Genomic DNA, 23,206 nt, shown 5'->3' on the forward strand with positions numbered 1-23,206 from the left:
GCAGGATCAGTGCTGAAGGATCTTGCTCAGGAAGTGCTGGGTGCGTTCGTGACGGCCTTCGGGGTTGCCGAAGAAGTCTTCCTTCTGGCAATCCTCGATGATGTTGCCCTTGTCCATGAAGATCACGCGGTTGGCCACTTTGCGAGCAAAGCCCATTTCGTGGGTCACGCACATCATGGTCATGCCTTCGTGGGCAAGCTCGACCATCACGTCCAGCACTTCGTTGACCATCTCCGGGTCCAGGGCCGAAGTAGGCTCGTCGAACAGCATGACGATCGGGTCCATGGACAATGCGCGCGCGATGGCGACCCGTTGCTGCTGACCGCCGGACAACTGCCCGGGATGCTTCTTGGCGTGGGCACTCAAGCCGACGCGGTCGAGCAAGGCCAGGCCCTTCTTGGTGGCTTCGGCCTCACTGCGGCCCAGCACCTTGCGCTGGGCAATGGTCAGGTTTTCGGTGATGGTCAGGTGCGGGAACAGCTCGAAATGCTGGAAGACCATGCCCACGCGCGAGCGCAGCTTGGGCAGGTTGGTCTTGGCGTCGGCGATCGAAGTGCCGTCGACCACGATGTCGCCCTTCTGGAAAGGCTCCAGCGCGTTCACGCACTTGATCAGGGTGGACTTGCCCGACCCCGAGGGACCGCATACCACCACCACTTCACCTTTCTTGACCTCAGTGCTGCAGTCGGTCAGCACCTGGAAGTCCCCGTACCACTTGTTGACGTTCTTGATGGAAATCATACGGTGATCCTTTTTTGCAGGCGCTTGACCAGCCACGAAGCGGAGAAGCTGATGATGAAATACACGATGCCGGCGAAGATCAGGAACTCGTGGGAGCGCCCGATGATGTCGCCGTTGGAGCGTGCCGAGTTGAGGAAGTCGACCAGGCCTACCGTGTAGACCAAGGACGTGTCCTGGAACAGGATGATGCTCTGCTGCAGCAGCAACGGCGTCATCTTGCGGAAGGCCTGAGGCAGGATGATCAGGCGCATGGTCTGGCCATAGGTCATGCCCAACGCCTGGGCTGCGCCCATCTGGCCTTTGGAGATCGACTGCACACCGGCACGCACGATTTCGCAGAAGTAGGCCGCCTCGAACATCATGAAGGCGACCACGCAGGAGGTGAAGGCCCCCACCGGCGTATCCTGCCCAGTGATCCAGCGCAGCACGAACGGCACCGCCAGGTAGAACCAGGTGATCACCAGCAGCAGCGGGATCGAACGAAAATAGTTGACGTAGGCGCCGGCCAGCCTGGACAGCAGTTTATTCGACGACAGGCGCATCAGCGCCAGCAGGGTGCCCAGCACGATGCCGCCGATGACGCCCATCACCATCAATTGCAGGGTCATGGCCATGCCATCCCAGAGGGCGGGCAGGGCGGGGATGATTTCGCTGAAATCCAGGTCCATTTACTTGCCCCCCACAGAGATCAGGCCAGGTACGGCCACTTTCTTCTCGACGATACGCATGAGCAGCATCAGGCCCATGTTGAGGGTGAAATAGATCAACGTGGCCAAGGTGAACGCTTCGAACAGGTTCGCCGAGAACTCGGCAGTCTGCTTGGTTTGCGCCAGCAGCTCCATCAGGCCGATCAACGAAGCCACCGAGGAGTTCTTGAACACGTTCAGGAATTCGGAGGTAAGTGGCGGAATGATGATGCGGTAGGCCTGTGGCAGCAGCACGTTGGTGTAGATCTGCGGCAGGCTGAAACCCATCGCTCGCGCGGCGGCTTCCTGGCCACGCGGCAGGGCCTGGATGCCGGTGCGAACCTGTTCGCACACGCGCGCGGCGGTGAACAGGCCCAGGCACACGACCACACTGATCAAAGCCGACGTGGTCGGGTTCAAGTCCTGCTTGAACCATTCCTGCAGCCCCTCTGGCAGCAGGTCCGGCACCAGGAAGTACCAGATGAACAGCTGCACCAGCAAAGGCACGTTGCGGAACAGCTCGACGTATGCGGTTGCGATACCGGAAACGAGCCGGTTAGGCACGGTTCGCATCACGCCCAGGATCGACCCCAGCAGCAAGGCGATGATCCAGGCGGAAATGGCGATGGCGATGGTCCACCCCAGGCCGGTGATGTACCAGTCCAGATAGGTTTCGCTGCCCACGCCAGTGGACTTGAAGAATACGCCCCAGTCCCAGTTGTAATTCATCGGGATTTCCCCTCAGACGATTGTTTCACAGGCACCTTCCAGCATCCGAGGGCAAACTGCCCTCGGATGAAAGGTTAGACACTAACGGGGAGCCTGCCCGTTTAATTCGCGCCTTGCAGCGCGGCAGGCTCCAGGCTGGGGGTCAGGATTTCTTCTCGTCCGCCGCCTTGTCGGTCGGCTCGGCGATCAGCTTCTTGAGCTCGTCGCTCATTGGGAACTGCAGGTTCAGGCCTTTAGGCGGGATTGGCTGCTGGAACCACTTGTCGTAGCTCTTGTTGACTTCACCGGACTTGAAGTAGCCAACGATCGCGTCATCCACGGCCTTCTTGAAGGGCTCATCACCCTTGCGCACCATGCAACCGTAGATTTCGTAGGATTGCGGCGTACCGGTGATGACCCAGTCCGACGGCTTGCGAGCCTTGGCCATTTCGCCAGCGAGCAGCGCGTCGTCCATCATGAAGGCCACAGCGCGACCGCTCTCGAGCATGTTGAAGGCTTCACCGTGGTCCTTGGCGGAGATCACGTTCATCTTCATCTGCTTGTCGGCGTTCATGGCCTTGAGGAGGCGTTCGGAGGTGGTGCCCGCGGTGGTCACCACGTTCTTGCCAGCCAGATCTGCGAAGTCCTTGTAGGCCGGCTGGCCGTCCTTGTCCTTGGTCAGCAGACGGGTGCCAACCTCGAAGATACCCACCGAAAAGCTGACTTGCTGCTGGCGCTCGACGTTGTTGGTGGTGGAGCCGCACTCCAGGTCGACGGTGCCGTTCTGCACGAGCGGGATGCGGGTCTGGGAAGTGACCAGGTTGTAGCGGACCTTGATGTCGGTACCCAGTTGCTTCTTCAGGGCCTCGACGACGGCCAGCTGGATATCGTGGGAGTAGCCGACGGGCTCTGGCTTGCCGGCCAGGTAGGAAAACGGGATGGAGGAGTCGCGGTGGCCCAGGGTGATGGTGCCTGAATCCTTGATCTTCTTCAGGGTGCCGGTGAGTTCTTCGGCCATGGCCGGCGAAGCGATCACAGCAGCCGCGATGGCGGCGCCCAGCAATTGACGAACGATACGCATCAAATTTTCCTCGACGTGTTTGTTTTTTTTATGGAGCCGTTGGCGGACTCTTTCGTTCAACGGATACGGCAGCGGTTGCATCCGGTTGAATGGATATGAGCAGAAGTCGTGCCAAGGTCCGTGAAGCATGTTAGCCCCGCTGAAAGCAAGGGCGTTAGCCTTGTTCGACTAATTCGAGTTTTTCAGCAGGGTCGGAAATTCGAATTACCGTCATTTTTATGTTCGGTTATCCGAATGAGTGCTCACCATTGTGCACCTAGCCATATGTATATGTAACACCTGTCCATGACAGCTCGATGTTCTGCTGCGGCATTTCCCAGACCAGAGGAAGATCCGTGGCAGATAACGCACTACCTCACGTTTCCGTTGATGCGCTCGTGGCGAGCGCGTTGCCGGCTTGGCTGACCAGCGCCGATCCAGACCTGCTCAGCACGTTCCATCGTGCGCTCGAGCTTGAACAGTTGTCCTGCGAGGCGGTCAAGGTGCGTCTGAAAACGTTGCCTGGGCTGCAGACCTTTGCCCGCCCATTGCTTCAGGAGGCGCTGCGAGCCATGGGCTTGGGCGAGGTGAATGTGGATACCGCTCGGGTGGTGGTGCACGACAGGGTTGCGATGCCCAGTGCCGCCCCTCGGCTGCACACACCCATGAAGGTGATTTACAGCAATGAATCGCTGTTGATGGCCGCGTTACACAACTTTCATGAAAGCGAGACCCATCCCGGCCTGCACCGGCGCGCTCAATTGCAGAAGGCAGACGGCACTGTACTGCCGCTTTCCTTCGAAGCGTTTGCTCGCCTCTGCCGGCAGCTGGATCTGGGCGGGCGGTACCAGCAGCAGCTGCATACGTGCCTGTTCCCCAAGGCGCGCCCCCCGGCACCCGCCGATTTTGGGCAGCGTGCAGTGGAACAGATTTTCGAGGAGCGCCTACGCGCGGCGCTTGATGTTGCAGTCAGGATGGCCAGGCTCAAAGGGCAGCTGACCGATCAAGACTACCTGACACTTCTGCCGCTGATAGCCCGCAAGCCGACGGTACCGGCCGTGGCTCAAATGTTCCAGGCGTTCGAGCTATTCGTCTTGGGCAAGCGCGTTCAGCGTTGCCTGGTCATTGAGCTTCGCGCGGCGGCAAATGGGCCCGTGCACGGCCTGATAAGCTGGTTTTCCAATGACCCGGCCGAGCCCATCGGGCGGCATGCGAACTGGACTGGATTGTACGAACACCTCGGCATGCGGCTGCGTGAGCGTCGATATACACAGTACTTTGCCGGCTTGATTGCTCAGCGCGAGCGGCCTGCGTTTCTGGCCCAGCTGGCGCAGTTGAACAAATCCTCGACTGGTCCTACACCGCTCGCCCTCGATGGTCGGCATTTCGCAATAGAAGGCTCTGTCTTTGCCTGCCTGCGCAAGCGCTTGCTCGATGCAATGATCGATGATGCCCGGGTACTTGCCGTTCCCACAGGCGACCTGACTCAACTTGAGCGGCACGAGCGCATCGACGCCTTGAAAGGGGCAGGGCTGGATGCGCTTACCCTGGCCGCGCTGTTCGTCCCCGGCTTGGGCGAAGTTTTATTTGTTGCGGCTGCGGCGGACGTCGTGCGCGAAGTCTATGACGGTTACGAGGCTTGGCAGATAGGCGACAGGCAACAAGCGCTGGCGCATGTGTTCAATGTGGCCCAGGTCGTGGCCACGGGCGCGCTGCTGGGTGCTGCGCAGCCATTGTTCGGCGGCGCGCTCGAGCGCATCGGTTTGGTCGACGGCCTCACGCCGGTCATGGCCGGCAACAGGGGATTGCGGCTAAAAAAGATGCCGGCGTCGGCCCACTACCTGGAGCATCCGGGGGAATTGATACGCAGCTTTGGCGCCGATCTTGAGCAAGTGTCGGACGTGGACGCCGACGCGCTGGTGCATATCACCGGCCTGACGCCCGAACACTTGCGCAGCCTGCGGGTACACGAGGAACCGGCGCCAGCGCGGTTCAGAGAAGCGCAGGCACGGCACCTGCTGTATGGGCAGGGGCCGACATCAGAGCTGTTGGTCGAGCAAGCGCTGACGCATTCAGTGGGCGAGCCAGGCGTTGGCGTGGATACGCTCACTCGCGACTTCACCGGCCTGTCAGTGCCACTTGCGCAAGAAATCGTGGAATGCGCGACCACAGAACAACTTGAAACGCTGATGAGCGGCAAGGTCCCCCTGCCGCTTGCTGAGCGGGCGCGTTGGGCAGTGCGTGAAAGCCGCATCGATCGCGCGCTGTTGGGCTTCGAGCATGAGCAGGCCACCAACCTGGACACACTGCGCCTGGCGCTGGCGCTGATCGATGAAACATCGCCATGGCCTGTGTCGATGCGTATCGAGGTGCGCCTGGGTGAGGCCCAGGGCAAGCTCGTGGCCTCCCACGGCCCAGTTGACGCACAGCGCACCGAGGTGATCGTGCAGACCAGCGGAGGATATCAGTTGCAGGCACGTTCGATTCAGGCCGTGGATCAAGGACTGCTGGCGTGTTTGCTGCAGACCCTGGATGAAACCCAGAAAACCGCCTTCGGCGGTTCATCGGTTACGGCTGTCGAATTGGCGGAAAACCTGCTGCACAGGGCGGCTGTCGATCGGGGCAAAACGGCCCAGTCACTGGGCATGGTGGCTCTGGGTGGCCGATTCAACCCGCCTCGCCGACTCCAGGATGGTCGTATTGGTTACCCCCTCAGCGGGCGAGGGGAGAGCAGCCGGCAAGCACTACGCCGGGGCATACACCGCATCTACCCGACGCTGACCGAGAGCCAGATGGACGTTTACCTGGAGCAATTGACCGAGCGCGACGTGAATTTATGGGACCACTTGAGCGATCTCGAAGGGCGACTGGCACGTTTGCGTGAGTCCCTCGCCTCCTGGGAGAGCCAACGCAATGGTTTCATCGATGGGCGCCGCCGACGCAGGGTTGCCACCCAGATCCGCCGCGCTTGGCGACGCAAGACAGTTGCGTCCGGGAACGATGAGTATGTGCTGCGTATACAGGGCGAGCAGGTGGGCACGCTACCTGACCTGCCTGACGACATCGATTTCAATCACGTGCGGCAATTGAGCCTGCGCAACTTGGCGCTTATCAACGTCAGCGACAACTTTCTCAAGCGCTTCCCGCACCTGCAGGTGCTCGATCTGCGCGGCAACCAGTTGACGCAGCTGCCGACTGGCCTCAGTGACCTGGAGCAGTTGCGGGTATTGCGGTTCGATGACAATCGAATCGTACTTCGACCTGACAGTGACACGGCACTGACCAGACTGACCCACCTTGAGTACATTAGCTTGAGCGGTAATCCGATCGGCAGAATACCGAACCTGTCTCCCCTACGTCATCTGCGTACGATTTCACTGCGCAACACAGGCCTGTTGAACATCCCGCAGCGCCATCAATTACTGTGGCGCGGTCTGATGGACATCCGGGAAAACCAGATTCGTGAGGTCAACGAGCATCTGCAGATGCTCGGAGAACACATCCAGCAAATGTCCCTGCACGACAATCCGTTGGACGAAGCCAGTCAGCAAGCACTCGCCACTGCAAACGAGGGCTCGCTCGCGCCGCGCACCCATGCCCAGGTGTCCATTGACGACGAGCTGCGAGACAGCTGGATTGGACCGGCCAAGCCAGACATTCGCCATCGATATGAAGGCATCTGGAACGCCTTGCTTGACGATGAGGGCTCTGCCGATCTCTTCCGGTTCCTTGCCGACTTTGCCGAATCTGACGATTTCCATGAACGCCCGCCATACTACCGCGCACGCATATGGCGCATTCTCGAATTGTGTGCTGAAAGTACGGATGTCCGCGAATCGGTCTACCTGCAGACCCAAGGCCCGCAGACCTGCGAAGACCGTTTGTTGCTACTGCTCAGTCAACTTGAGGTGAGAACGCTTATTGCCGTTCATACGGCTGGGGCGAGTGCCGGGCAGACTGAACGCGAACTCCTGCGCCTTGGGCGTTCGCTGTATCGTCTGGACCAGGTGGACAGTATCGCCGCTCGGCATATCGAGCGTATGCGGCGCGATCCCTATGCGAGGGTGGATGACATCGAGGTGTACCTGGCTTACCGGGTCAATCTGGCGAACCGCTTGGGGTTACCGGCTCAACCAAGTTACATGAATTACCCGGAATTCAGCGATGTCAGCAGTCGGCAGATCAGGCTGGCCGGAGAGCGGGTACTGGCGGGCGAGAGTTTGGATGTACTGGCCGCGGCACTGGCGCAACGCGAGTTCTGGCAGTCGTTTGTACGCAGTCATTACCGCGAACGTTTCCAGGCGCTGGCTGCACCGTTTCACCAACGGCTCGAAACCGCCGAGCGCACCGTCGGCGAACACGGGGAGCAGGTCTATCTTCAACAGGCTGCTGCCTTGAAGGCTGAGCTCGATGCGCACGAGCAGGCGCTTTACCACGAGCTGGCCGTCGAGGCCTACAGCCGCCTGTGAGCATGTGCTGACAGGCGGCACATCTGGGTCAGGCAGCGTGACTGCGCTGCGTTGCCTTTTCCAGGTACTGGCTAAGGGTGTTCTGTTCGGCTTCGGTGGTGAACAGCCCAAGCTTGGTACGACGCCACAGGATATCTTCAAGGCTGGTAGCCCACTCATGCTCGCGCAGGTAATCCACCTCGCGGGCAAACAGCCCTGCACCGATGGCCTGACCCAGGTCCTGCGGGCCTTCAACGCCTGCCAGAAGCGTCCAGACGCGGCTGCCATAGGTGCGTGCCCAGCGCTGGGCAATGGCCGGGGCAAGCCAGGTATGCCGAGCAAGCAAGGCTTCTTCAAGTGCCTGCGGCGTGGTCATGTCCTCACCGCCCGGCAGGGTTGATTCGGCTGTCCAACTACCGCCCATCTGGCTGAAGAACGGCTTGAGTTCGGCCATGGCCGATTCGGCCAGCTTGCGGTAAGTGGTGAGCTTGCCACCGAAGACCGAGAGCAGGGGGGCTTCACCGTGGGCGGCCGACAGTGCCAAAGTGTAGTCGCGGGTAACGGCCGATGGGTTGTCCGATTCGTCATTGCACAGAGGGCGAACGCCTGCATAGGTGCTGAAAATGTCACTGCGCTGAAGCTGATGATTGAAGTGGGCGTTGACCACGTTGAGCAGGTAGTCGGTTTCCTGATCGGTGATCGCCACCTTGGCAGGATCGCCCGTGTATTCACGGTCGGTGGTGCCGATCAGTGTGAAACGATCAAGGTACGGAATGCAGAAAACGATGCGCTGGTCTTCGTTCTGCAGAATGTAGGCGTGCTCGCCTTCATACAGCCTAGGGACGATCAGATGACTCCCCTGGATCAGACGGATCCCATAAGGGGCGTCCAGTTTCAGGTCGTTCTTGATGAACTGCGCAACCCATGGGCCGGCGGCGTTCACCAGGCCCTTGGCACGCACCGTCCGGGTGCTGCCGTCGGCGTGTTGCACTTCCACTTCCCAGAGGGCGCCGACACGTTTGGCGCCCAGGCACAGCGTCTGGGTGTGAATGTGCGCGCCATGTTCACGGGCAGCCATGGCGTTGAGGACCACCAGGCGAGCATCATCGACCCAGCAGTCGGCATATTCGAAACCACGGGTGATGGCCGGCTTGAGCGCGGAGCCAGCGCCAAATCGCAGGCTGCGCGAGGCGCCCAGCCGCTTGCGCTTGCCCAGGTGGTCGTACAGGAACAGGCCAGCACGGATCATCCAGGCAGGGCGCAAATGGGGGCGATGGGGCAGCACGAAGCGCATGGGTTTGACGATGTGCGGTGCCTTGGCCAACAGGACTTCGCGTTCGGCCAGGGCCTCGCGTACCAGACGAAACTCGTAATGCTCGAGGTAGCGCAGACCTCCGTGAATCAGCTTGCTGCTGGCTGACGAGGTGTGCCTGGCCAGGTCGTCCTTTTCACACAGGAAGACTTTCAGGCCGCGGCCGGCTGCGTCGGCGGCGATGCCCACACCGTTGATGCCACCGCCTATCACCACCAGGTCATAGCAGTCGGCGACGGGAGCGCTGGTCGAATCGGGCTGGGACACAGGGAAGGCCTCCTGGAGCAGTTTGTATCGAAAGTGAACATTTATGTTCGTTTCCGAAAATACTAGCGCAAGCGCAGGCGACTCGCCAGTCCGTATTCATAGAAAATACTGATCAGGTGACAAGCAAATGAACATTAACGAAAAAGTCAGCGTGTGTCGGGCGCCTGTGCCACGCTCATGCTCGCAGCGCCGGCACCGACCTTCTAAACCACTTCGACCCGTACCTTGTGGTCATTGAGCAGTTGGACCAGGGCAGGGGTCGGTGCCTGGTCAGTCACCAGGCAGTCGACCAGGCTGATGGCCCCCAGGCGCACCATGGCATTGCGCCCGAACTTGCTGGAGTCCGCAGCCAGAATCACCTGCCGAGCATTGGCGATGATCGCCTGGGACACGCGCACTTCCTGATAGTCGAAATCCAGCAGGCTCCCGTCTTCATCGATGCCGCTGATGCCGACCAGGGCGTAATCGACCTTGAACTGATTGATGAAGTCCACACTCGCCTGGCCTACGACACCGCCGTCACGGCGCACAGTGCCGCCCGCCACCAGCACCTCGAAGTCATCCTTGGCCGCCAGGATGGAGGCGACGTGCAGGTTGTTGGTGATGACCTTCAGTTGGCTGTGGTTGAGCAAAGCGCGGGCGATGGATTCGGTGGTGGTCCCGATATTGATGAACAGCGAGGCATGATCGGGGACCTGCCGCGCGACAGCCTCGGCGATGCGCTGCTTTTCATCACGCATCTGGTCGGCGCGCATGGCATAGGCGGTGTTTTCGACGCTTGAATCGTAGGCTGCGCCCCCGTGGTATCGGCGCAACAGGTCGAGCTCTGCCAGTTGGTTGATGTCGCGGCGGATCGTCTGCGGGGTAACGACGAACAGCTGCGCCATTTCCTCGATACTGACATAGCCGCGGTCGCGGACCAGTTCGAGGATTTGTTGTTGGCGTGGAGGCAAATTCATGGACGTCCTTCGGAGCAGCCTGACAAATGCTGCAATGATGCCGTAGGACGGGGATGACGACCAGCGTGGCGTCCGAAGGGTGGATCCGGCGCAGACCTGGGAGCGGACTGCGCCGTTGCCTAAAGCGATCAGGCGTCGTGATCTTCCCAATCGCGGGTGCGATCGACGGCTTTTTTCCAGCCGCCGTACAATTTCTCTTTCTGCGTTTCATCCAGTTGCGGGCTGAACTCCCGCTCGATGATCGCCTTGTTGCGCAGCTCGTCCAGACTGCTCCAGAAACCGCAAGCCAGGCCCGCCAGGTAGGCTGCACCCAGCGCCGTGGTTTCACGCATCTTGGGGCGCTCGACACACGTGCCGAGGATATCGGCCTGGAACTGCATGAGGAAATTGTTGGCCACGGCGCCGCCGTCGACGCGCAGTTCGGACAGGCGCTGGCCGCAGTCCTGCTGCATGGCATCGAGCACGTCGCGGGTCTGGTAGGCGATGGACTCCAATGCTGCGCGGATGATGTGATCCACCTTGACGCCACGGGTCAGGCCAAATAGCGCACCGCGGGCATAAGGGTCCCAGTAGGGGGCGCCGAGGCCGGTGAAGGCAGGCACCAGGTAGACGCCATTGCTGTCCTTTACCTTGCTGGCGAAGTACTCGGTATCCAACGCGTCATTGACGATCTTCAGCTCATCACGCAGCCACTGGACCGTCGAGCCACCGTTGAACACGGCCCCTTCCAGGGCATAGGCCACTTCACCGCGCGGGCCACAGGCAATGGTGGTCAGCAGGCCATGGGATGACGTGACGGCCTTGTCGCCCGTGTTCATCAACAGGAAGCAACCGGTGCCGTAGGTGTTCTTCGCCTGCCCCGGTTCCACGCACATCTGCCCGAACAGCGCCGATTGCTGGTCCCCGGCAATGCCGGCGATGGCGATGCCACTTTTGGTGTGCCCATAGACCTCGGAGGAGGAGCGCACTTCTGGCAGCATTTGCGCAGGAATGCCCAGGATGTCGAGCAGTTTTTCATCCCACTGCAGCGTGTGGATGTTGAACATGAGGGTTCGCGAGGCATTGGTGTAGTCGGTGACATGCACCTTGCCGCCGGAAAACTTCCAGATCAGCCAGGTATCGACGGTGCCGAACAGCAGCTCGCCACGTTCGGCGCGTTCCCGGGCGCCGTCGACATTGTCCAGGATCCACTTGAGCTTGGTACCGGAAAAGTACGGGTCGGTGACCAGGCCCGTGGTTTCACGAATGTAGTCCTCAAAGCCGTCGCGCTTGAGCTGGGCGCAGATTTCGGTGCTGCGCCGGCATTGCCAGACGATGGCATTGTACACCGGGCGGCCTGTTTCCTTGTCCCAGACGACGGTCGTCTCGCGCTGGTTGGTGATACCCAGGGCCGCGACCTGGGCATGGCTGATGCCAGCCTGGGCCAGTGCCTCGACCATGGTCGCACTCTGGGTGGCAAAGATTTCCATGGGGTCGTGCTCGACCCAGCCTGCCTGCGGATAATGCTGCACGAACTCACGCTGTGAGGTGCCGACCACATTGGCGTCACGGTCGAAGATGATCGCACGCGAACTGGTGGTGCCCTGGTCCAGGGCGATGATGTATTGCTTGTCCTGAGTGTCTGTCATGGTGTTGGCCTTGCAAAATAGGGGTCGTGGCGGGTCTGGCTGCCGTGCTCAACTGATTTGCGTATCGCCTTGGCGACCGTCGCCTGTCGCGGGCGTGGGCGCTGGTGCAGGCAGGTTGCGGGCAATCAAGCCACGATAGGTGGCAGCACCCAGGCAGGCGCCGATGATAGGGCCGAATATCGGCACCAGGAAGTAAGGCACATCCCGGCCGCCGGTAAAGGCGATTTCGCCCCAGCCTGCCAGGAACGTCATGATTTTCGGGCCCAGATCGCGTGCCGGGTTCATGGCAAAGCCGGTCAACGGCCCCATGGCACTGCCAATCACCGCGATCAGCAAGCCGATCAGCAGCGGCGCCATCGCGCCGCGTGGCAGGCCGTTGTTGTCGTCGGTCAGGGCCATGATGACGGCCATGAGGATCGCCGTGATGACCACCTCAACCAGCAGCGCTTGCGCCGTGGACAGGGAGGGGTGTGGGTAGGTCGAGAACACCGCCGCCAGTTCCAGGCTGGATTCACTACCGCGCAGCAGGGTGTGCGCTTGTTCGAAATCGAAGAACAGGCTGCTGTAGAGGGTGTAGACCAGTGCCGCGCCGCAGAAGGCACCGCACACTTGGGCTAGTATGTAGAAAGGCAGCTTGCGCCGCTCGAAGCCGGCGAACAGGGTCAGCGCGATGCTGACGGCAGGGTTCAGGTGGGCACCGGAGATCCCTGCGGTGAGGTAGATACTCATGCTGACCCCCACCCCCCAAATGATGCTGATTTCCCAGAGTCCGAAGCTTGCGCCTGCGACCTTGAGCGCGGCGACGCAGCCGGTACCGAAGAAGATCAGCAGCGCAGTACCGAGAAATTCGGCCAGGCACTGGCTGGACAGCGTGGGTTGGCCTTGGGCAATTGTCATGTATGACCTCGTTGTTTTTGTTGTGAGTCGCGCGGGGCTCGACAGCAAGGCCCGGACCTTCCGGATGGTCCTGGGCGGGTATGAGATGCACCGTGAAGGTGCACCCCCGGTATTCAGAAACGAAAAAATATAGACAAGAAACGCTGATGTCAAAGGTCGAAAGTGAACGGTCAGTCACGTTTTGGGCAACCGCCGCCAGCGTGACGCCCCTTTGTAGAGCGGGGCGCTTGGGCTTATTGGCTGGGATGTAGGAATTGACCTAAAGTAGCTGCCGATCTGTCTTACACCGGAACTTCGTATGACTCCCGCTCTGGATCTGTTGAAAAAGCATCACGCGCACTATCACGTTCACAGCTACGAGCATGATCCCAAGACAGCGTCCTATGGGTTGGAAGCTGCAGATAAGCTCGGCCTGGACCCACAGCAGGTGTTCAAGACGCTGCTGGCCTGTAGCGAAAAAGGAGAGCTGCTGGTGGCGGTGGTGCCTGTGGTGGGTACGCTCGATCTCAAGGCCTTGGCGCATGCGGCGGGCGTCAAAAAGTGCGAGATGGCCGATCCGGTCAAGGCGCAGCGAGCAACGGGTTACCTGGTAGGTGGGATCAGCCCCTTAGGGCAGAAGAAGCGTCTGCGCACCTTCATCGACGAGGCGGCGCAGCGTTTTGCGACCATCCATGTGAGTGCTGGACGACGTGGGCTGGAGGTAGAACTGGCGGCAACGACTTTGGCCGAGCATACTCAGGGCACCTTTGCCAGTATCGGCAGAACGTGATGCCAGCGCCCATTCACCCTCGCTACCCGCTCGGATCGAGCCGGTAGCGCGTCCGCTCAAGACGTAGCCCGGGCCTGGCGTCAGTTTGGCCCGCTGTGGCGACGAACCCCTGTTGCCTGCTGCACCGTCTGGGTAGCGATGCTACCTGGCACCGGGAACACCACCAGGTGGTCGGCTTTTACCGCAATGCCCACCTCTTCGCCTGGCTGACGATCCACATGGCTGGTGAAGATCGCTTCGAGCTGGCTGCCGGTGGGGAGTTGCAGGCGATACAGCGTTGAGGCGCCTAGAAAGCTCTTGGCCACGATGACAGCGCGCAACGGGCTTTCGGGAGCGTGCACGATATCATCCGGGCGCAGCAACACATCCACCGAGCTGCCCTGCGCCATGCGATAGGCACGGTTGCCTCGCAGCTCGCCCAGTTCGGTGCTGACGGCTTCCACGCTGGTCATCTGGCCACGGATGAAATAGCCCTGGCCGATGAAACTGGCCACGAAAGGTGTCTGCGGCTCGTGGTACAGGTTGTAGGGCGTATCCCACTGCTCAAGCCGGCCCTCCTTGAACACCCCAACCTGGTCGCTGACAGCGAACGCTTCTTCCTGGTCATGGGTGACCAGAATGGCGCTGGTGCCGCGCTGCTTGAGGATGTCCCGCACCTCATGGCTGAGCCTGCGACGAAGCTCCACGTCAAGATTGGAAAACGGCTCGTCCAAAAGCAGCAATTGCGGCTCTGGGGCCAACGCCCGTGCCAGTGCGACCCGCTGCTGCTGGCCGCCGGACAACTCGTGGGGGTAACGGCCACCCAACCCACCCAACTTGACCAGATCGAGCATCTCGTCGATGACCGCAGCTTGGCGTGGGTGCTTGGCGATACCGAAGGCGATGTTCTGCGCCACCGTCAGATGGGGGAACAGGGCGTAGTCCTGGAACACCATGCCGATGCGACGCTTCTCCGGCGCCAGGGTAAACCCCGCCTTGGAAATGACGTTGCCGGCCAGTTGGATTTCGCCTTCGTGCACCGACTCGAAACCCGCGATGGCGCGCAAGGTCGTGGTCTTGCCGCAGCCGGACGAGCCAAGCAGGCAGCCAATGTCGCCTGCATTCAGATGCAGATTCAGGTTCTGGACGATGCGCTGGTCGCCGTAGCCGCAGGCAAGGTTGCGCAGGTTGAGCAGTAGAGGTTGACTCATGCGTGGTGGTAAGCCGGTTCGACGAGAAATTCGAGAAGTGCCTTTTGTGCATGCAGACGGTTCTCAGCTTGATCCCAGGCGACCGAACGGGGGTCATCGAGCAGATCATGGCTGATTTCCTCGCCGCGGTGGGCGGGCAGGCAATGCATGAACAAGACGTCAGGTGCTGCCAGGTCGAGCATGTCGCGGGTGACCTGGTACGGCGCGAAATGCGCCAGGCGACGAGCAGTTTCCTCTTCCTGACCCATGGAAGTCCAGACATCGGTGGTCACCAGGTGGGCGCCTTTTACCGCTTCGCGGGGATCGCGCACGATCTGCACGTGCTCAGCGCCGATGGCCATGAACCGGGGATCGGGCTCATACCCCTCGGGGCAGGCGATGCGCAGCTGGAAACCGAACTGCCGGGCCGCTTCGATGTAGGAGTTGCACATGTTGAAGCCATCGCCAATCCAGGCGACGGTCTTGCCCTCGATCGCCCCCCGGTGCTCGAGAAACGTCTGCATGTCGGCCAGAAGCTGACACGGGTGCGACTCGTCCGACAGGGCATTGATCACCGGTACGCGGGACTTGGCGGCAAAGTCGGTCAGGGTGCTGTGGGCGTGGGTCCGTATCATCACCACGTCGAGCATGCTCGACAAGACGATGGCGCTGTCGCCGATTGGCTCGCCTCGCCCCAGCTGGGTGTCGCGTGGGGACAGGAAGATGGCCTGGCCGCCAAGCTGGATCATCCCGGCTTCGAAGGACACGCGGGTGCGGGTCGACGATTTTTCGAAGATCATGCCCAGCACACGGCTTTTGAGCGGCTCGAACAGCACGCCGCGCTTGCGCAGGTCCTTCAGCTCGATGCCGCGGCGGATCACCCCGAGCAATTCGTCGGTGGTGAAGTCCAGCAGGGAGAGAAAGTGCCTAGCGCTCATGATTGACTACCTTATCTGCAACAGTATGCAGGCCGACCGTGCGGTTTTTTTTGACAACGGCGGTGACCTGCGGCGTAAGCCGCACGGGGCGGACGAATAGGGAAAGGCGCAATACTATAATTAAATGTCGCCTGAAACCAAGGGGTGAAACCACTTGGTGCCCCCGGCGCTGTTGCAAGGGGTTTCGCAGGGCACTGTATTGCTGTGTTTTATTTGCTACGGCTGTTTGTACACGGCTTGAGGGTGCATTGGCAAACGGGCTGGGTCTGCCGTGTGGGTGATAAAGGCCAATTCACACCACGAAGCACGCTGGCCCCTGCGCAGGGCACAGTTCATAGTCGAGCCATCAAGACAACGAGGCATGCGGCCATGACCCGTACCCTGCACCACCGCGCCTGTCACCTGTGTGAAGCCATTTGTGGTTTGAACATCGTGGTGAGCCACGCGCCTGGCGAACCTGCCAGGATCGAGTCCATCAAGGGCGACCCTCAGGACCCTTTCAGCCGGGGGCATGTCTGCCCCAAGGCGGTGGCGCTGCAGGATATCCAGAATGATCCTGATCGGCTGCGCCAACCCCACCGGCGCGTGGGCGAGCAGTGGCAGGCGATTGGGTGGGAGGAGGCATTTGACCTCGCCGCCGAGCGCCTGTGGGACGTGCAGCAGGCCCACGGCAACAATGCGGTTGCCGTGTATCAAGGCAATCCGAGTGTGCACAACTATGGGTTGATGACCCATGGCAACTACTTTTTAGGGCTGTTGAAAACCCGCAATCGCTTTTCTGCCACGTCTGTGGACCAACTGCCTCAGCACCTGATCAGCCACCTGATGTATGGCCATGGGCTGCTCCTGCCGATTCCGGACATCGATCACACGGACTTCATGCTGGTGCTGGGCGGCAACCCGTTGGCCTCCAACGGCAGCATCATGACTGTCCCCGATGTGGAGAAACGCCTCAAGGCCTTGCAAGCCAGGGGTGGACGTCTGGTGGTGATCGACCCGCGGCGCAGTGAAACTGCGGCGATCGCAGACAGTCATCTATTCATTCGCCCCGGCGGCGACGCGGCCTTGTTGTGCGGGCTGCTCAACACGTTGTTCGAAGAAGGCCTGACGCGCGGCTCGCATCTGCCGATTACAGGGCTGACCGATGTCCGCGCCGCCCTGGCTCCCATGACAGCCGAGGCCATGAGCAGCCTGTGCGGCATCCCGGCGCAGGACATTCGTCAGTTGGCGCGTGATTTCGCCGCGGCGGACAAGGCGGTCTGTTACGGCCGCATGGGGGTATCGACCCAGGTGTTCGGCACCCTCTGTCACTGGCTGGTACAGATGATCAACCTGGTCACCGGTAACCTTGATCGCAAGGGCGGGGCACTGTGTACCGAACCTGCGGTGGACGTGGTGGCGAGCACGTCGGGTGGTCACTTCAACGTCTGGCAGAGTCGGGTGTCCGGCCTGCCCGAATATGCCGGGGAACTGCCGGTAGTGGCGCTTGCCGAGGAGATGCTGACCCCGGGTGAGGGGCAGGTCCGGGCTTTGGTCACGGTCGCGGGCAATCCCGTGCTGTCCACGCCCAACGGGCGGCAATTGGACAGCGCACTGTCGGGGCTCGATTTCATGCTCAGCATCGACCTGTACATCAACGAAACCACGCGCCATGCCGATCTGATCCTGCCATCGACTTCAGCCCTGGAAAACGATCACTACGACACCACCTTCAACCTGCTGGCAGTTCGCAATGTGAGCCGGTTCAACCGAGCGATTCTGCCCAGGCCCGATGGCGCCCTGCACGACTGGGAAATCTTCGTCGGCCTGGCCAAGGCGTATGCGCGACGCGCCGGGCGTGAACTGTCGCCGACCGTAGCGCCAGCGCAGATGATCGACAAAGCCTTGCGCAGCGGGCGTTATGGGCAGGCGACGCCCTGGCAGCTGTCACTCCAGACCCTCGATGCACACCCGCACGGGTTGGACCTGGGCCCCTTGCAGGCCAACCTTGCACATCGCCTGGGCACTGCGAGCAAAACCGTCGAGGCAGCGCCGCGCCTGCTGCTTGATGATCTACAGCGTCTGGCCCGGCAGGCGCCGCCAGAAACCGGGCAACTGCTGCTCATCGGGCGGCGGCACGTACGCAGCAACAATTCCTGGATGCACAATTATCACAGGCTGGTGAAAGGTAAACCGCGCCATCACTTGTTGATGCACCCTGATGACCTGCGTCAGCGCCAACTGCAGGATGGCCAGCAGGTCAGGGTGCGCTCGCGAGCAGGGGCGGTGCAGGTGCAGGTGCAGGCATGCGAAAGCATGATGCCCGGGGTGGTAAGCCTGCCCCATGGCTTCGGGCATGACCGTCAGGGTGTGCGCCTTCAGACTGCCCAGGCGCAGCCCGGCGTCAGCGCCAATGATCTTACTGACGAGCTGCTGCGTGACTCGGTCTGTGGCAATGCTGCGCTCAACGGCGTTCCGGTGTACGTCGAAGCCGCTTGAGCCTTGGCAAGGCCGAGCATGCTGCTCGGCTTTCCGTTACAATGCGTCACCGTGCCGACGCCCGTGTCGGAAAGTCAAGCCGAGGTGCTACATGGATATCATCGAAACGATCAAAGAGCAGATTGCCAACAACACCATTCTGCTTTACATGAAGGGCTCGCCGAATGCGCCGCAGTGCGGCTTTTCGGCCCGTGCCTCCCAGGCAGTGATGGGTTGCGGCGAGAAGTTCGCCTACGTCGACATCCTGCAGAACCCGGAAATCCGCGCCAACCTGCCCAAATATGCCAACTGGCCAACCTTCCCCCAGCTGTGGGTCGGTGGTGAGCTGGTCGGTGGCAGCGACATCGTGCTGGAAATGTTCGAAAAGGGTGAGCTGCAGACCCTGATCAAGGATGCCGCCGCCAAGGCGAAGACTGCCGAAGCGTAAACACTGCGCTCATAAAAAAACCCGCCATTGGCGGGTTTTTTTGTAGGGGCGTCTTATTCTTCGCCCATCTGCGACTGCAGGTAATTTTCGATACCGATCTTGTCGATCAAGCCCAGCTGGGTTTCCAGCCAGTCGATATGCTCTTCTTCGGACTCCAGAATATCTTCGAGGACGTCACGCGAACCAAAGTCACCCACTGTTTCGCAGTGGGCAATGGCCGCCTTCAGGTCGATCAGGCCTTTCTGCTCGATTCGCAGGTCGCATTCGAGCATCTCCTTGGTGTGCTCGCCAATTAGCAGCTTGCCCAGGTCCTGAACGTTAGGGATACCTTCGAGAAACAGAATACGCTTGATCAATTTGTCAGCGTGCTTCATTTCGTCGATGGATTCTTTGTACTCGTGCTTGCCGAGCTTGTTCAGGCCCCAATCTTCGTACATGCGGGCATGCAGGAAGTACTGGTTGATTGCGACCAGCTCGTTTCCGAGGATCTTGTTGAGATGCTGGATGACGCTGATGTCGCCTTTCATTGGGGTTCCTGCCCTGTCGAAGTGTGCCAATGCAGGGAAGTTTGAGCCTGATGCTCAGGCCTGTCAAACCTAAGTAATTGAATAATAAATGAAAATTAATAGGAATAAGAATGTTTGTGAACCGCGTTGGCGCGCTAACTTGTTGAAGTAAAGCGAAAAAAAACCGGACACAGGGTCCGGTTTTTGTCAATCTGGGTATCAGGCAGTGGTGAATTCTACCGGATAGTGCAGGGCGGCCTGGCTGACCTGAAGTTTGGTCAGTGTCTCGCGCACCACTTCCTTGGCCAGGCAAGCGCACTTGCCACACTGGCTGGCGACATTGGTGGCGGCTCGGACTTCCTTGTAGCTGCAGCATCCTTCATAGATCGCATCGCGGATCTGTCCGTCGGTGACGCCGACACAAAGACACACATACATAGGGCTGACCATCGCTGGCGGGTTCGATGGGTTGGAGCTTAATGTGAATGAGAATGCTTGTCAAAGTGGTTTCAGAAGGCATTCGGCCCGGCTGACCAGCGGTCGTGCGCTCAGCATTCGGCCTGCCATCGTAACCTGTGTATGATGGTCAACCTTTGCTGCATGTCGGGTCGGCGACTCGGCCTGGCAATGGTTCTTCACTCACATCAGGAGATAACAATGAGCGTACTCGTTGGCAAGAAAGCCCCCGATTTCACCGTACCTGCCGTACTGGGCAGCGGCGAGATCGTCGACAGCTTCAACCTGGCCTCGGCCATCAAGGGCAAGTACGGCCTGGTGTTCTTCTACCCGCTGGACTTCACCTTCGTTTGCCCGTCCGAGCTGATTGCCCTGGACAACCGCATTCCTGACTTCCAGGCGCGCAACGTTGAAGTGATCGGCGTATCGATCGACTCGCACTTCACCCACAACGCATGGCGCAACACCCCCGTCAACAATGGCGGCATCGGCCCGGTCAAGTACACCCTGGCTGCCGACATGACCCATGAAATCTGCAAGGCCTACGACGTGGAGTCCGAAGGCGGCGTGGCCTTCCGTGGCGCCTTCCTGATCGACACCAACGGTGTCGTGCGCTCGCAGATCATCAACGATCTGCCGCTGGGCCGTAACATGGACGAGCTGCTGCGCCTGGTCGACGCCCTGCAGTTCCACGAAGAGCACGGCGAAGTCTGCCCTGCCAACTGGAAAAAAGGCGACAAGGGCATGAACGCATCGCCAGAAGGCGTTGCTGCCTACCTGAGCGAGAACGCCGGCAAGCTGTAAGCCCGCGTCGCGCACAAAAAAACCGGCCCTCATGGCCGGTTTTTTTTGGCCAGCCGCATGGGGCTGACCTGAACCTGGAACGCGCGGATCAATCCTGGCGCCAGCCGCCCATGTCTTTCCAGCGATTGACGATACCGCAGAACAGCTCAGCCGTTTTTTCGGTGTCGTAGCGCGCCGAGTGGGCCTCGCGACCATCGAAATCGATGTCGGCGCTCTGGCAGGCGCGAGCCAGTACGGTTTGCCCATAAGCGAGCCCTGCCAGGGTGGCCGTGTCGAAGCTTGAGAACGGGTGGAACGGGTTACGCTTGAGGTCGTTGCGCGCTACCGCCGCGTTGAGGAAACCCAAATCGAAACTGCTGTTGTGGCCCACCAGAATAGCGCGCTTGCAGCCATTGGCCTTGAGCGCCTTGCGGATGCCTCGGAAGATATCCGTCAGGGCCGTTTCCTCGCTTACTGCCATGCGCAACGGATGGTCGAGCTTGATGCCGGTGAACTCCAGCGCGGCGGCCTCGATGTTAGCGCCTTCGAAGGGCTCCACCCGGTGAAAATAGGTATGTTCGGGGAACAGGAAACCCTTTTCGTCCATGCCAATGGTGACGGCAGCAATTTCCAGCAAGGCGTCAGTGGCGCTGTTGAAGCCGCCAGTCTCCACATCCACCACAACTGGCAGGTAACCCCGGAAGCGTTCTGCCATCGGATGGCGGTGACCACCGCTGCCGGAGGATTCAAGTTCGTCTTCGTACAGGTCTTCGCTCACGCGTGTTCCTCCAGCAGGCGCCAGCGCAGTGTTTCCCCGGCGCGCAGCGGGATCACGGTTTGCTCACCGAAGGGCAGGCTCTCTGGGGCCGTCCACTGATCACGAACCAGGGTGATGGTGTCGGTGTTGGCCGGCAGGCCGTAGAACGCAGGGCCGTGCAGGCTGGCAAAGCCTTCGAGCTTGTCCAGCGCGTTGCGTTGTTCGAACGCCTCTGCATAGAGTTCGATGGCCGCGTACGCGGTATAGCAGCCAGCGCACCCACACGCCGCTTCCTTGGCGTGGCGGGCGTGGGGAGCCGAGTCTGTGCCGAGGAAGAATTTCGGGTTACCGCTGGTGGCGGCGTCGAGCAACGCCACCTGATGCGTGTTGCGCTTGAGAATGGGCAGGCAATAGAAATGGGGTCGTATTCCGCCCACCAGCATATGGTTGCGGTTGTACAGCAAGTGCTGCGCCGTGATGGTGGCGCCAACGTTGGCCGAAGCTTCGGTCACGAACTGGGCCGCATCGCTGGTGGTAATGTGCTCAAAGACTACCTTGAGCGTGGGGAAACGCTCGACCAGGCGGCGCATGTGCTCATCGATGAAGCGCTTTTCACGGTCGAACACGTCGATCTCGCTGCGCGTGACTTCGCCGTGCACCAGCAACGGCATGCCGACTTCAGCCAGCGCCTCGATAGCGGGGAAGATGTTGTCGATGCTGGTCACACCAGAATCGGAATTGGTGGTGGCGCCTGCCGGGTAGAGCTTGGCGGCATGCACGATACCGCTGGCCTTGGCATCTCGGATGTCTTGCGCGCTGGTGCGGTCGGTGAGATACAGCACCATCAACGGCTCAAACCGACTGCCAGCCGGGCGAGCAGCCAGGATACGGTCACGATAGGCCCCGGCTTCGGCGGCATTGCGCACCGGCGGCACCAGGTTGGGCATGATGATGGCACGGGCGAAAGTGCGCGCCACATCACCAACGGTGTGGGGCAGGACGGCACCATCACGCAGATGGATGTGCCAGTCGTCGGGGCGCAGGAGGGTCAGGCGATCGGACATTGAGGATTCCAGGCGGGTCGAACTCAAGCCGCAATGCTACCGGAAAAGCCCCTCCAGAGCACAGGTATCAAGTTTTCCCGCGACTGCCCGATAGCGTAAAGGTGAGTGTCGAATTATGTGGAGCCCGCCGTGCGCCAGCGTTACCTAGCCTTGTTTATCGTGTTTGCCAGCTTGCCGGCCGGCGCGTTGACGTTTCAGACGCGCATGGAAAGCATTGCCTGGACGGTGGAGGGTGACGGGTTCGAATGCCGGCTGACCCAGCCGATAGACGGTTTCGGAAGCGGCGAATTCGTGCGTCGTGCCGGTGAGCAACCGGTGTTTCGCCTGCGCTCACAGACCAATGCGCTCGGCGCCGGCGGTGCCACCTTGCTGGCGGCAGCAGCACCCTGGCAACCTGGGCGCGGGGACATCAACCTGGGCAATGTGCGCATGGCGCGCACCGGCGTGCTGTTCAACTCATCCCAAGGCCAGGCCAGTCGGTTGATCAACGGCCTGCTCGATGGCCGCAGCGCCGTGGTGCGCAATTACACCGGGGAGGGGGGCAGGGCAATGGAAGTGCGCGTACTGCCGGTCAGTTTCGCCAAGGCCTACAGCGACTACCAGGCCTGCGCCAGCAAGCTGCTGCCCATGAACTACGACCAGGTACGCCAGACCCAGGTGGGCTTCCCGGGTGGCGGCATCGTGCTGGATCAGGCTGCCAAGGCCCGACTGGATGTGCTGCTTGAGTACATGAAGGCCGACCCCAGCGTCAATCAGGTGGCCTTGGACGGGCATTCCGACAACAGCGGCAACCGGTTGACCAACCGCGACGTGTCCCGCCGGCGAGCCCTGGCGGTCGCCGATTACCTCATGGCCCACGGCGTGCCTGAAAGTCAGATAACCGTGCGTTTCCACGGCGAGCGTTACCCGCTGGCCAAGAACAACAACGCCGGCAATCGGGCCCGTAACCGGCGGGTCAACATCGAGCTAGAGCGAGGCCCTGTCCAGGCGCAGCCCACACAAAAGGTCGCCGAGGCGCCCGCTGCTCCCGCTGCTCCCGCGGCTCCCGCGCAGGCTGCGGGTACCACGACGCCGGCCCAAGGCAAACCCGCCATGGCCAAGTAGCGGCCGTCGCGCCATCGACAATTCTTGTCGCTTTGTCGTCAGAAGCTGT

General features: G+C 60.8%; 20 protein-coding genes. 6 read left to right on the forward strand and 14 right to left on the reverse strand.

Annotation, left to right across the window (positions count from 1 at the left end):
- Positions 1 to 6: 6 nt before the first annotated feature.
- The 4 genes from B2Y33_RS14150 to B2Y33_RS14165 form a co-directional block, all read right to left on the reverse strand.
- Entirely contained in the window at positions 7 to 741 is a 735-nt protein-coding gene (locus B2Y33_RS14150; RefSeq protein WP_027915362.1) for an amino acid ABC transporter ATP-binding protein, read from the reverse strand.
- Positions 738 to 1,409, reverse strand: a complete 672-nt coding sequence (locus B2Y33_RS14155) for an amino acid ABC transporter permease (protein ID WP_027915361.1) — start codon at positions 1,407 to 1,409, stop codon at positions 738 to 740. Before B2Y33_RS14155 ends, B2Y33_RS14150 begins: the two co-directional genes overlap by 4 nt.
- Positions 1,410 to 2,156 (reverse strand): amino acid ABC transporter permease, encoded by a 747-nt coding sequence (locus tag B2Y33_RS14160; RefSeq protein WP_023535216.1) that lies wholly within the window; start codon positions 2,154 to 2,156, stop codon positions 1,410 to 1,412.
- 142 nt (positions 2,157 to 2,298) lie between these two features.
- Positions 2,299 to 3,216: a glutamate/aspartate ABC transporter substrate-binding protein gene (locus B2Y33_RS14165; RefSeq protein WP_206405956.1), complete on the reverse strand. Its 918-nt coding sequence runs from the start codon at positions 3,214 to 3,216 to the stop codon at positions 2,299 to 2,301.
- 335 nt (positions 3,217 to 3,551) lie between these two features.
- Here B2Y33_RS14165 and B2Y33_RS14170 point away from each other — a divergent pair, with 335 nt between their 5' ends.
- Positions 3,552 to 7,664 carry an NEL-type E3 ubiquitin ligase domain-containing protein gene (locus B2Y33_RS14170; protein ID WP_206405955.1) on the forward strand — a complete coding sequence of 1,371 codons (4,113 nt, stop codon included), beginning with the start codon at positions 3,552 to 3,554 and terminating at the stop codon, positions 7,662 to 7,664.
- 28 nt (positions 7,665 to 7,692) lie between these two features.
- On the opposite strand, the gene glpD is transcribed toward B2Y33_RS14170, so the two are convergent.
- The 4 genes from glpD to B2Y33_RS14190 all read right to left on the reverse strand — a co-directional run bounded on the left by glpD (position 7,693) and on the right by B2Y33_RS14190 (position 12,706).
- Positions 7,693 to 9,222 (reverse strand): glycerol-3-phosphate dehydrogenase, encoded by a 1,530-nt coding sequence (gene glpD, locus B2Y33_RS14175; RefSeq protein WP_027915358.1) that lies wholly within the window; start codon positions 9,220 to 9,222, stop codon positions 7,693 to 7,695.
- A gap of 203 nt (positions 9,223 to 9,425) precedes the next feature.
- Positions 9,426 to 10,181, reverse strand: coding sequence for a DeoR/GlpR family transcriptional regulator (locus B2Y33_RS14180; protein ID WP_027915357.1), 756 nt, complete (start codon positions 10,179 to 10,181; stop codon positions 9,426 to 9,428).
- 128 nt (positions 10,182 to 10,309) lie between these two features.
- On the reverse strand, positions 10,310 to 11,809 hold the full coding sequence (glpK, locus tag B2Y33_RS14185; protein WP_027915356.1) for a glycerol kinase GlpK: 1,500 nt from the start codon (positions 11,807 to 11,809) through the stop codon (positions 10,310 to 10,312).
- Between the two features lie 48 nt (positions 11,810 to 11,857).
- Positions 11,858 to 12,706: an MIP/aquaporin family protein gene (locus B2Y33_RS14190; protein WP_027915355.1), complete on the reverse strand. Its 849-nt coding sequence runs from the start codon at positions 12,704 to 12,706 to the stop codon at positions 11,858 to 11,860.
- 298 nt (positions 12,707 to 13,004) lie between these two features.
- Here B2Y33_RS14190 and ybaK point away from each other — a divergent pair, with 298 nt between their 5' ends.
- Positions 13,005 to 13,475 (forward strand): Cys-tRNA(Pro) deacylase, encoded by a 471-nt coding sequence (gene ybaK / locus B2Y33_RS14195; RefSeq protein WP_049696464.1) that lies wholly within the window; start codon positions 13,005 to 13,007, stop codon positions 13,473 to 13,475.
- A gap of 80 nt (positions 13,476 to 13,555) precedes the next feature.
- Here the strand turns inward: ybaK and B2Y33_RS14200 are convergent, their stop codons facing one another.
- Together B2Y33_RS14200 and argF are read right to left on the reverse strand one after the other, a co-directional pair.
- The gene (locus B2Y33_RS14200; RefSeq protein ID WP_027915353.1) at positions 13,556 to 14,665 is read right to left on the reverse strand and encodes an ABC transporter ATP-binding protein; all 1,110 of its coding nucleotides are present in this window, start codon (positions 14,663 to 14,665) and stop codon (positions 13,556 to 13,558) included.
- The gene (argF, locus tag B2Y33_RS14205; RefSeq protein ID WP_023535282.1) at positions 14,662 to 15,582 is read right to left on the reverse strand and encodes an ornithine carbamoyltransferase; all 921 of its coding nucleotides are present in this window, start codon (positions 15,580 to 15,582) and stop codon (positions 14,662 to 14,664) included. Before argF ends, B2Y33_RS14200 begins: the two co-directional genes overlap by 4 nt.
- A 369-nt stretch (positions 15,583 to 15,951) precedes the next feature.
- Here argF and B2Y33_RS14210 point away from each other — a divergent pair, with 369 nt between their 5' ends.
- Complete coding sequence (locus B2Y33_RS14210) at positions 15,952 to 18,060, forward strand: molybdopterin-dependent oxidoreductase (RefSeq protein ID WP_027915352.1); 2,109 nt, start codon at positions 15,952 to 15,954, stop codon at positions 18,058 to 18,060.
- A 91-nt stretch (positions 18,061 to 18,151) separates the two neighbouring features.
- A complete protein-coding gene (gene grxD, locus B2Y33_RS14215) occupies positions 18,152 to 18,487 on the forward strand; it encodes a Grx4 family monothiol glutaredoxin (protein WP_027915351.1) in 336 nt (111 codons plus the stop codon).
- 53 nt (positions 18,488 to 18,540) lie between these two features.
- Here grxD and bfr read toward each other — a convergent pair whose 3' ends face one another.
- Complete coding sequence (gene bfr / locus B2Y33_RS14220) at positions 18,541 to 19,014, reverse strand: bacterioferritin (RefSeq protein WP_027915350.1); 474 nt, start codon at positions 19,012 to 19,014, stop codon at positions 18,541 to 18,543.
- Between the two features lie 198 nt (positions 19,015 to 19,212).
- Positions 19,213 to 19,431 carry a bacterioferritin-associated ferredoxin gene (locus B2Y33_RS14225; protein ID WP_206405954.1) on the reverse strand — a complete coding sequence of 73 codons (219 nt, stop codon included), beginning with the start codon at positions 19,429 to 19,431 and terminating at the stop codon, positions 19,213 to 19,215.
- 219 nt (positions 19,432 to 19,650) lie between these two features.
- Here B2Y33_RS14225 and B2Y33_RS14230 point away from each other — a divergent pair, with 219 nt between their 5' ends.
- The gene (locus tag B2Y33_RS14230) at positions 19,651 to 20,253 is read left to right on the forward strand and encodes a peroxiredoxin (RefSeq protein WP_023535284.1); all 603 of its coding nucleotides are present in this window, start codon (positions 19,651 to 19,653) and stop codon (positions 20,251 to 20,253) included.
- 88 nt (positions 20,254 to 20,341) lie between these two features.
- Here the strand turns inward: B2Y33_RS14230 and rnt are convergent, their stop codons facing one another.
- Both rnt and pyrC read right to left on the reverse strand, forming a co-directional pair.
- Entirely contained in the window at positions 20,342 to 21,010 is a 669-nt protein-coding gene (gene rnt, locus B2Y33_RS14235) for a ribonuclease T (protein WP_027915348.1), read from the reverse strand.
- Positions 21,007 to 22,053: a dihydroorotase gene (gene pyrC, locus B2Y33_RS14240; protein WP_027915347.1), complete on the reverse strand. Its 1,047-nt coding sequence runs from the start codon at positions 22,051 to 22,053 to the stop codon at positions 21,007 to 21,009. The genes rnt and pyrC overlap by 4 nt, the downstream gene beginning before the upstream one ends.
- Before the next feature lie 129 nt (positions 22,054 to 22,182).
- Here pyrC and B2Y33_RS14245 point away from each other — a divergent pair, with 129 nt between their 5' ends.
- Positions 22,183 to 23,157 (forward strand): flagellar protein MotY, encoded by a 975-nt coding sequence (locus tag B2Y33_RS14245; RefSeq protein WP_288633045.1) that lies wholly within the window; start codon positions 22,183 to 22,185, stop codon positions 23,155 to 23,157.
- Positions 23,158 to 23,206: the final 49 nt, after the last annotated feature.

Source organism: Pseudomonas sp. UBA5666 (genome assembly GCF_002420785.1).
GTDB classification, from domain to species: Bacteria; Pseudomonadota; Gammaproteobacteria; order Pseudomonadales; family Pseudomonadaceae; genus Aquipseudomonas; species Aquipseudomonas fulva.

Bases quoted from the DNA above. Each gene is read 5' to 3' on its own strand.
- B2Y33_RS14160 (WP_023535216.1), bottom strand. From the start codon at position 2,156: ATGAATTACAACTGGGACTGGGGCGTATTCTTCAAGTCCACTGGCGTG.
- B2Y33_RS14190 (WP_027915355.1), bottom strand. From the start codon at position 12,706: ATGACAATTGCCCAAGGCCAACCCACGCTGTCCAGCCAGTGCCTGGCC.
- B2Y33_RS14225 (WP_206405954.1), bottom strand. From the start codon at position 19,431: ATGTATGTGTGTCTTTGTGTCGGCGTCACCGACGGACAGATCCGCGAT.
- B2Y33_RS14180 (WP_027915357.1), bottom strand. From the start codon at position 10,181: ATGAATTTGCCTCCACGCCAACAACAAATCCTCGAACTGGTCCGCGAC.
- glpK (WP_027915356.1), bottom strand. From the start codon at position 11,809: ATGACAGACACTCAGGACAAGCAATACATCATCGCCCTGGACCAGGGC.
- grxD (WP_027915351.1), top strand. From the start codon at position 18,152: ATGGATATCATCGAAACGATCAAAGAGCAGATTGCCAACAACACCATT.
- pyrC (WP_027915347.1), bottom strand. From the start codon at position 22,053: ATGTCCGATCGCCTGACCCTCCTGCGCCCCGACGACTGGCACATCCAT.
- B2Y33_RS14155 (WP_027915361.1), bottom strand. From the start codon at position 1,409: ATGGACCTGGATTTCAGCGAAATCATCCCCGCCCTGCCCGCCCTCTGG.
- ybaK (WP_049696464.1), top strand. From the start codon at position 13,005: ATGACTCCCGCTCTGGATCTGTTGAAAAAGCATCACGCGCACTATCAC.
- B2Y33_RS14230 (WP_023535284.1), top strand. From the start codon at position 19,651: ATGAGCGTACTCGTTGGCAAGAAAGCCCCCGATTTCACCGTACCTGCC.
- B2Y33_RS14150 (WP_027915362.1), bottom strand. From the start codon at position 741: ATGATTTCCATCAAGAACGTCAACAAGTGGTACGGGGACTTCCAGGTG.
- bfr (WP_027915350.1), bottom strand. From the start codon at position 19,014: ATGAAAGGCGACATCAGCGTCATCCAGCATCTCAACAAGATCCTCGGA.
- B2Y33_RS14200 (WP_027915353.1), bottom strand. From the start codon at position 14,665: ATGAGTCAACCTCTACTGCTCAACCTGCGCAACCTTGCCTGCGGCTAC.
- B2Y33_RS14210 (WP_027915352.1), top strand. From the start codon at position 15,952: ATGACCCGTACCCTGCACCACCGCGCCTGTCACCTGTGTGAAGCCATT.
- argF (WP_023535282.1), bottom strand. From the start codon at position 15,582: ATGAGCGCTAGGCACTTTCTCTCCCTGCTGGACTTCACCACCGACGAA.
- B2Y33_RS14165 (WP_206405956.1), bottom strand. From the start codon at position 3,216: ATGCGTATCGTTCGTCAATTGCTGGGCGCCGCCATCGCGGCTGCTGTG.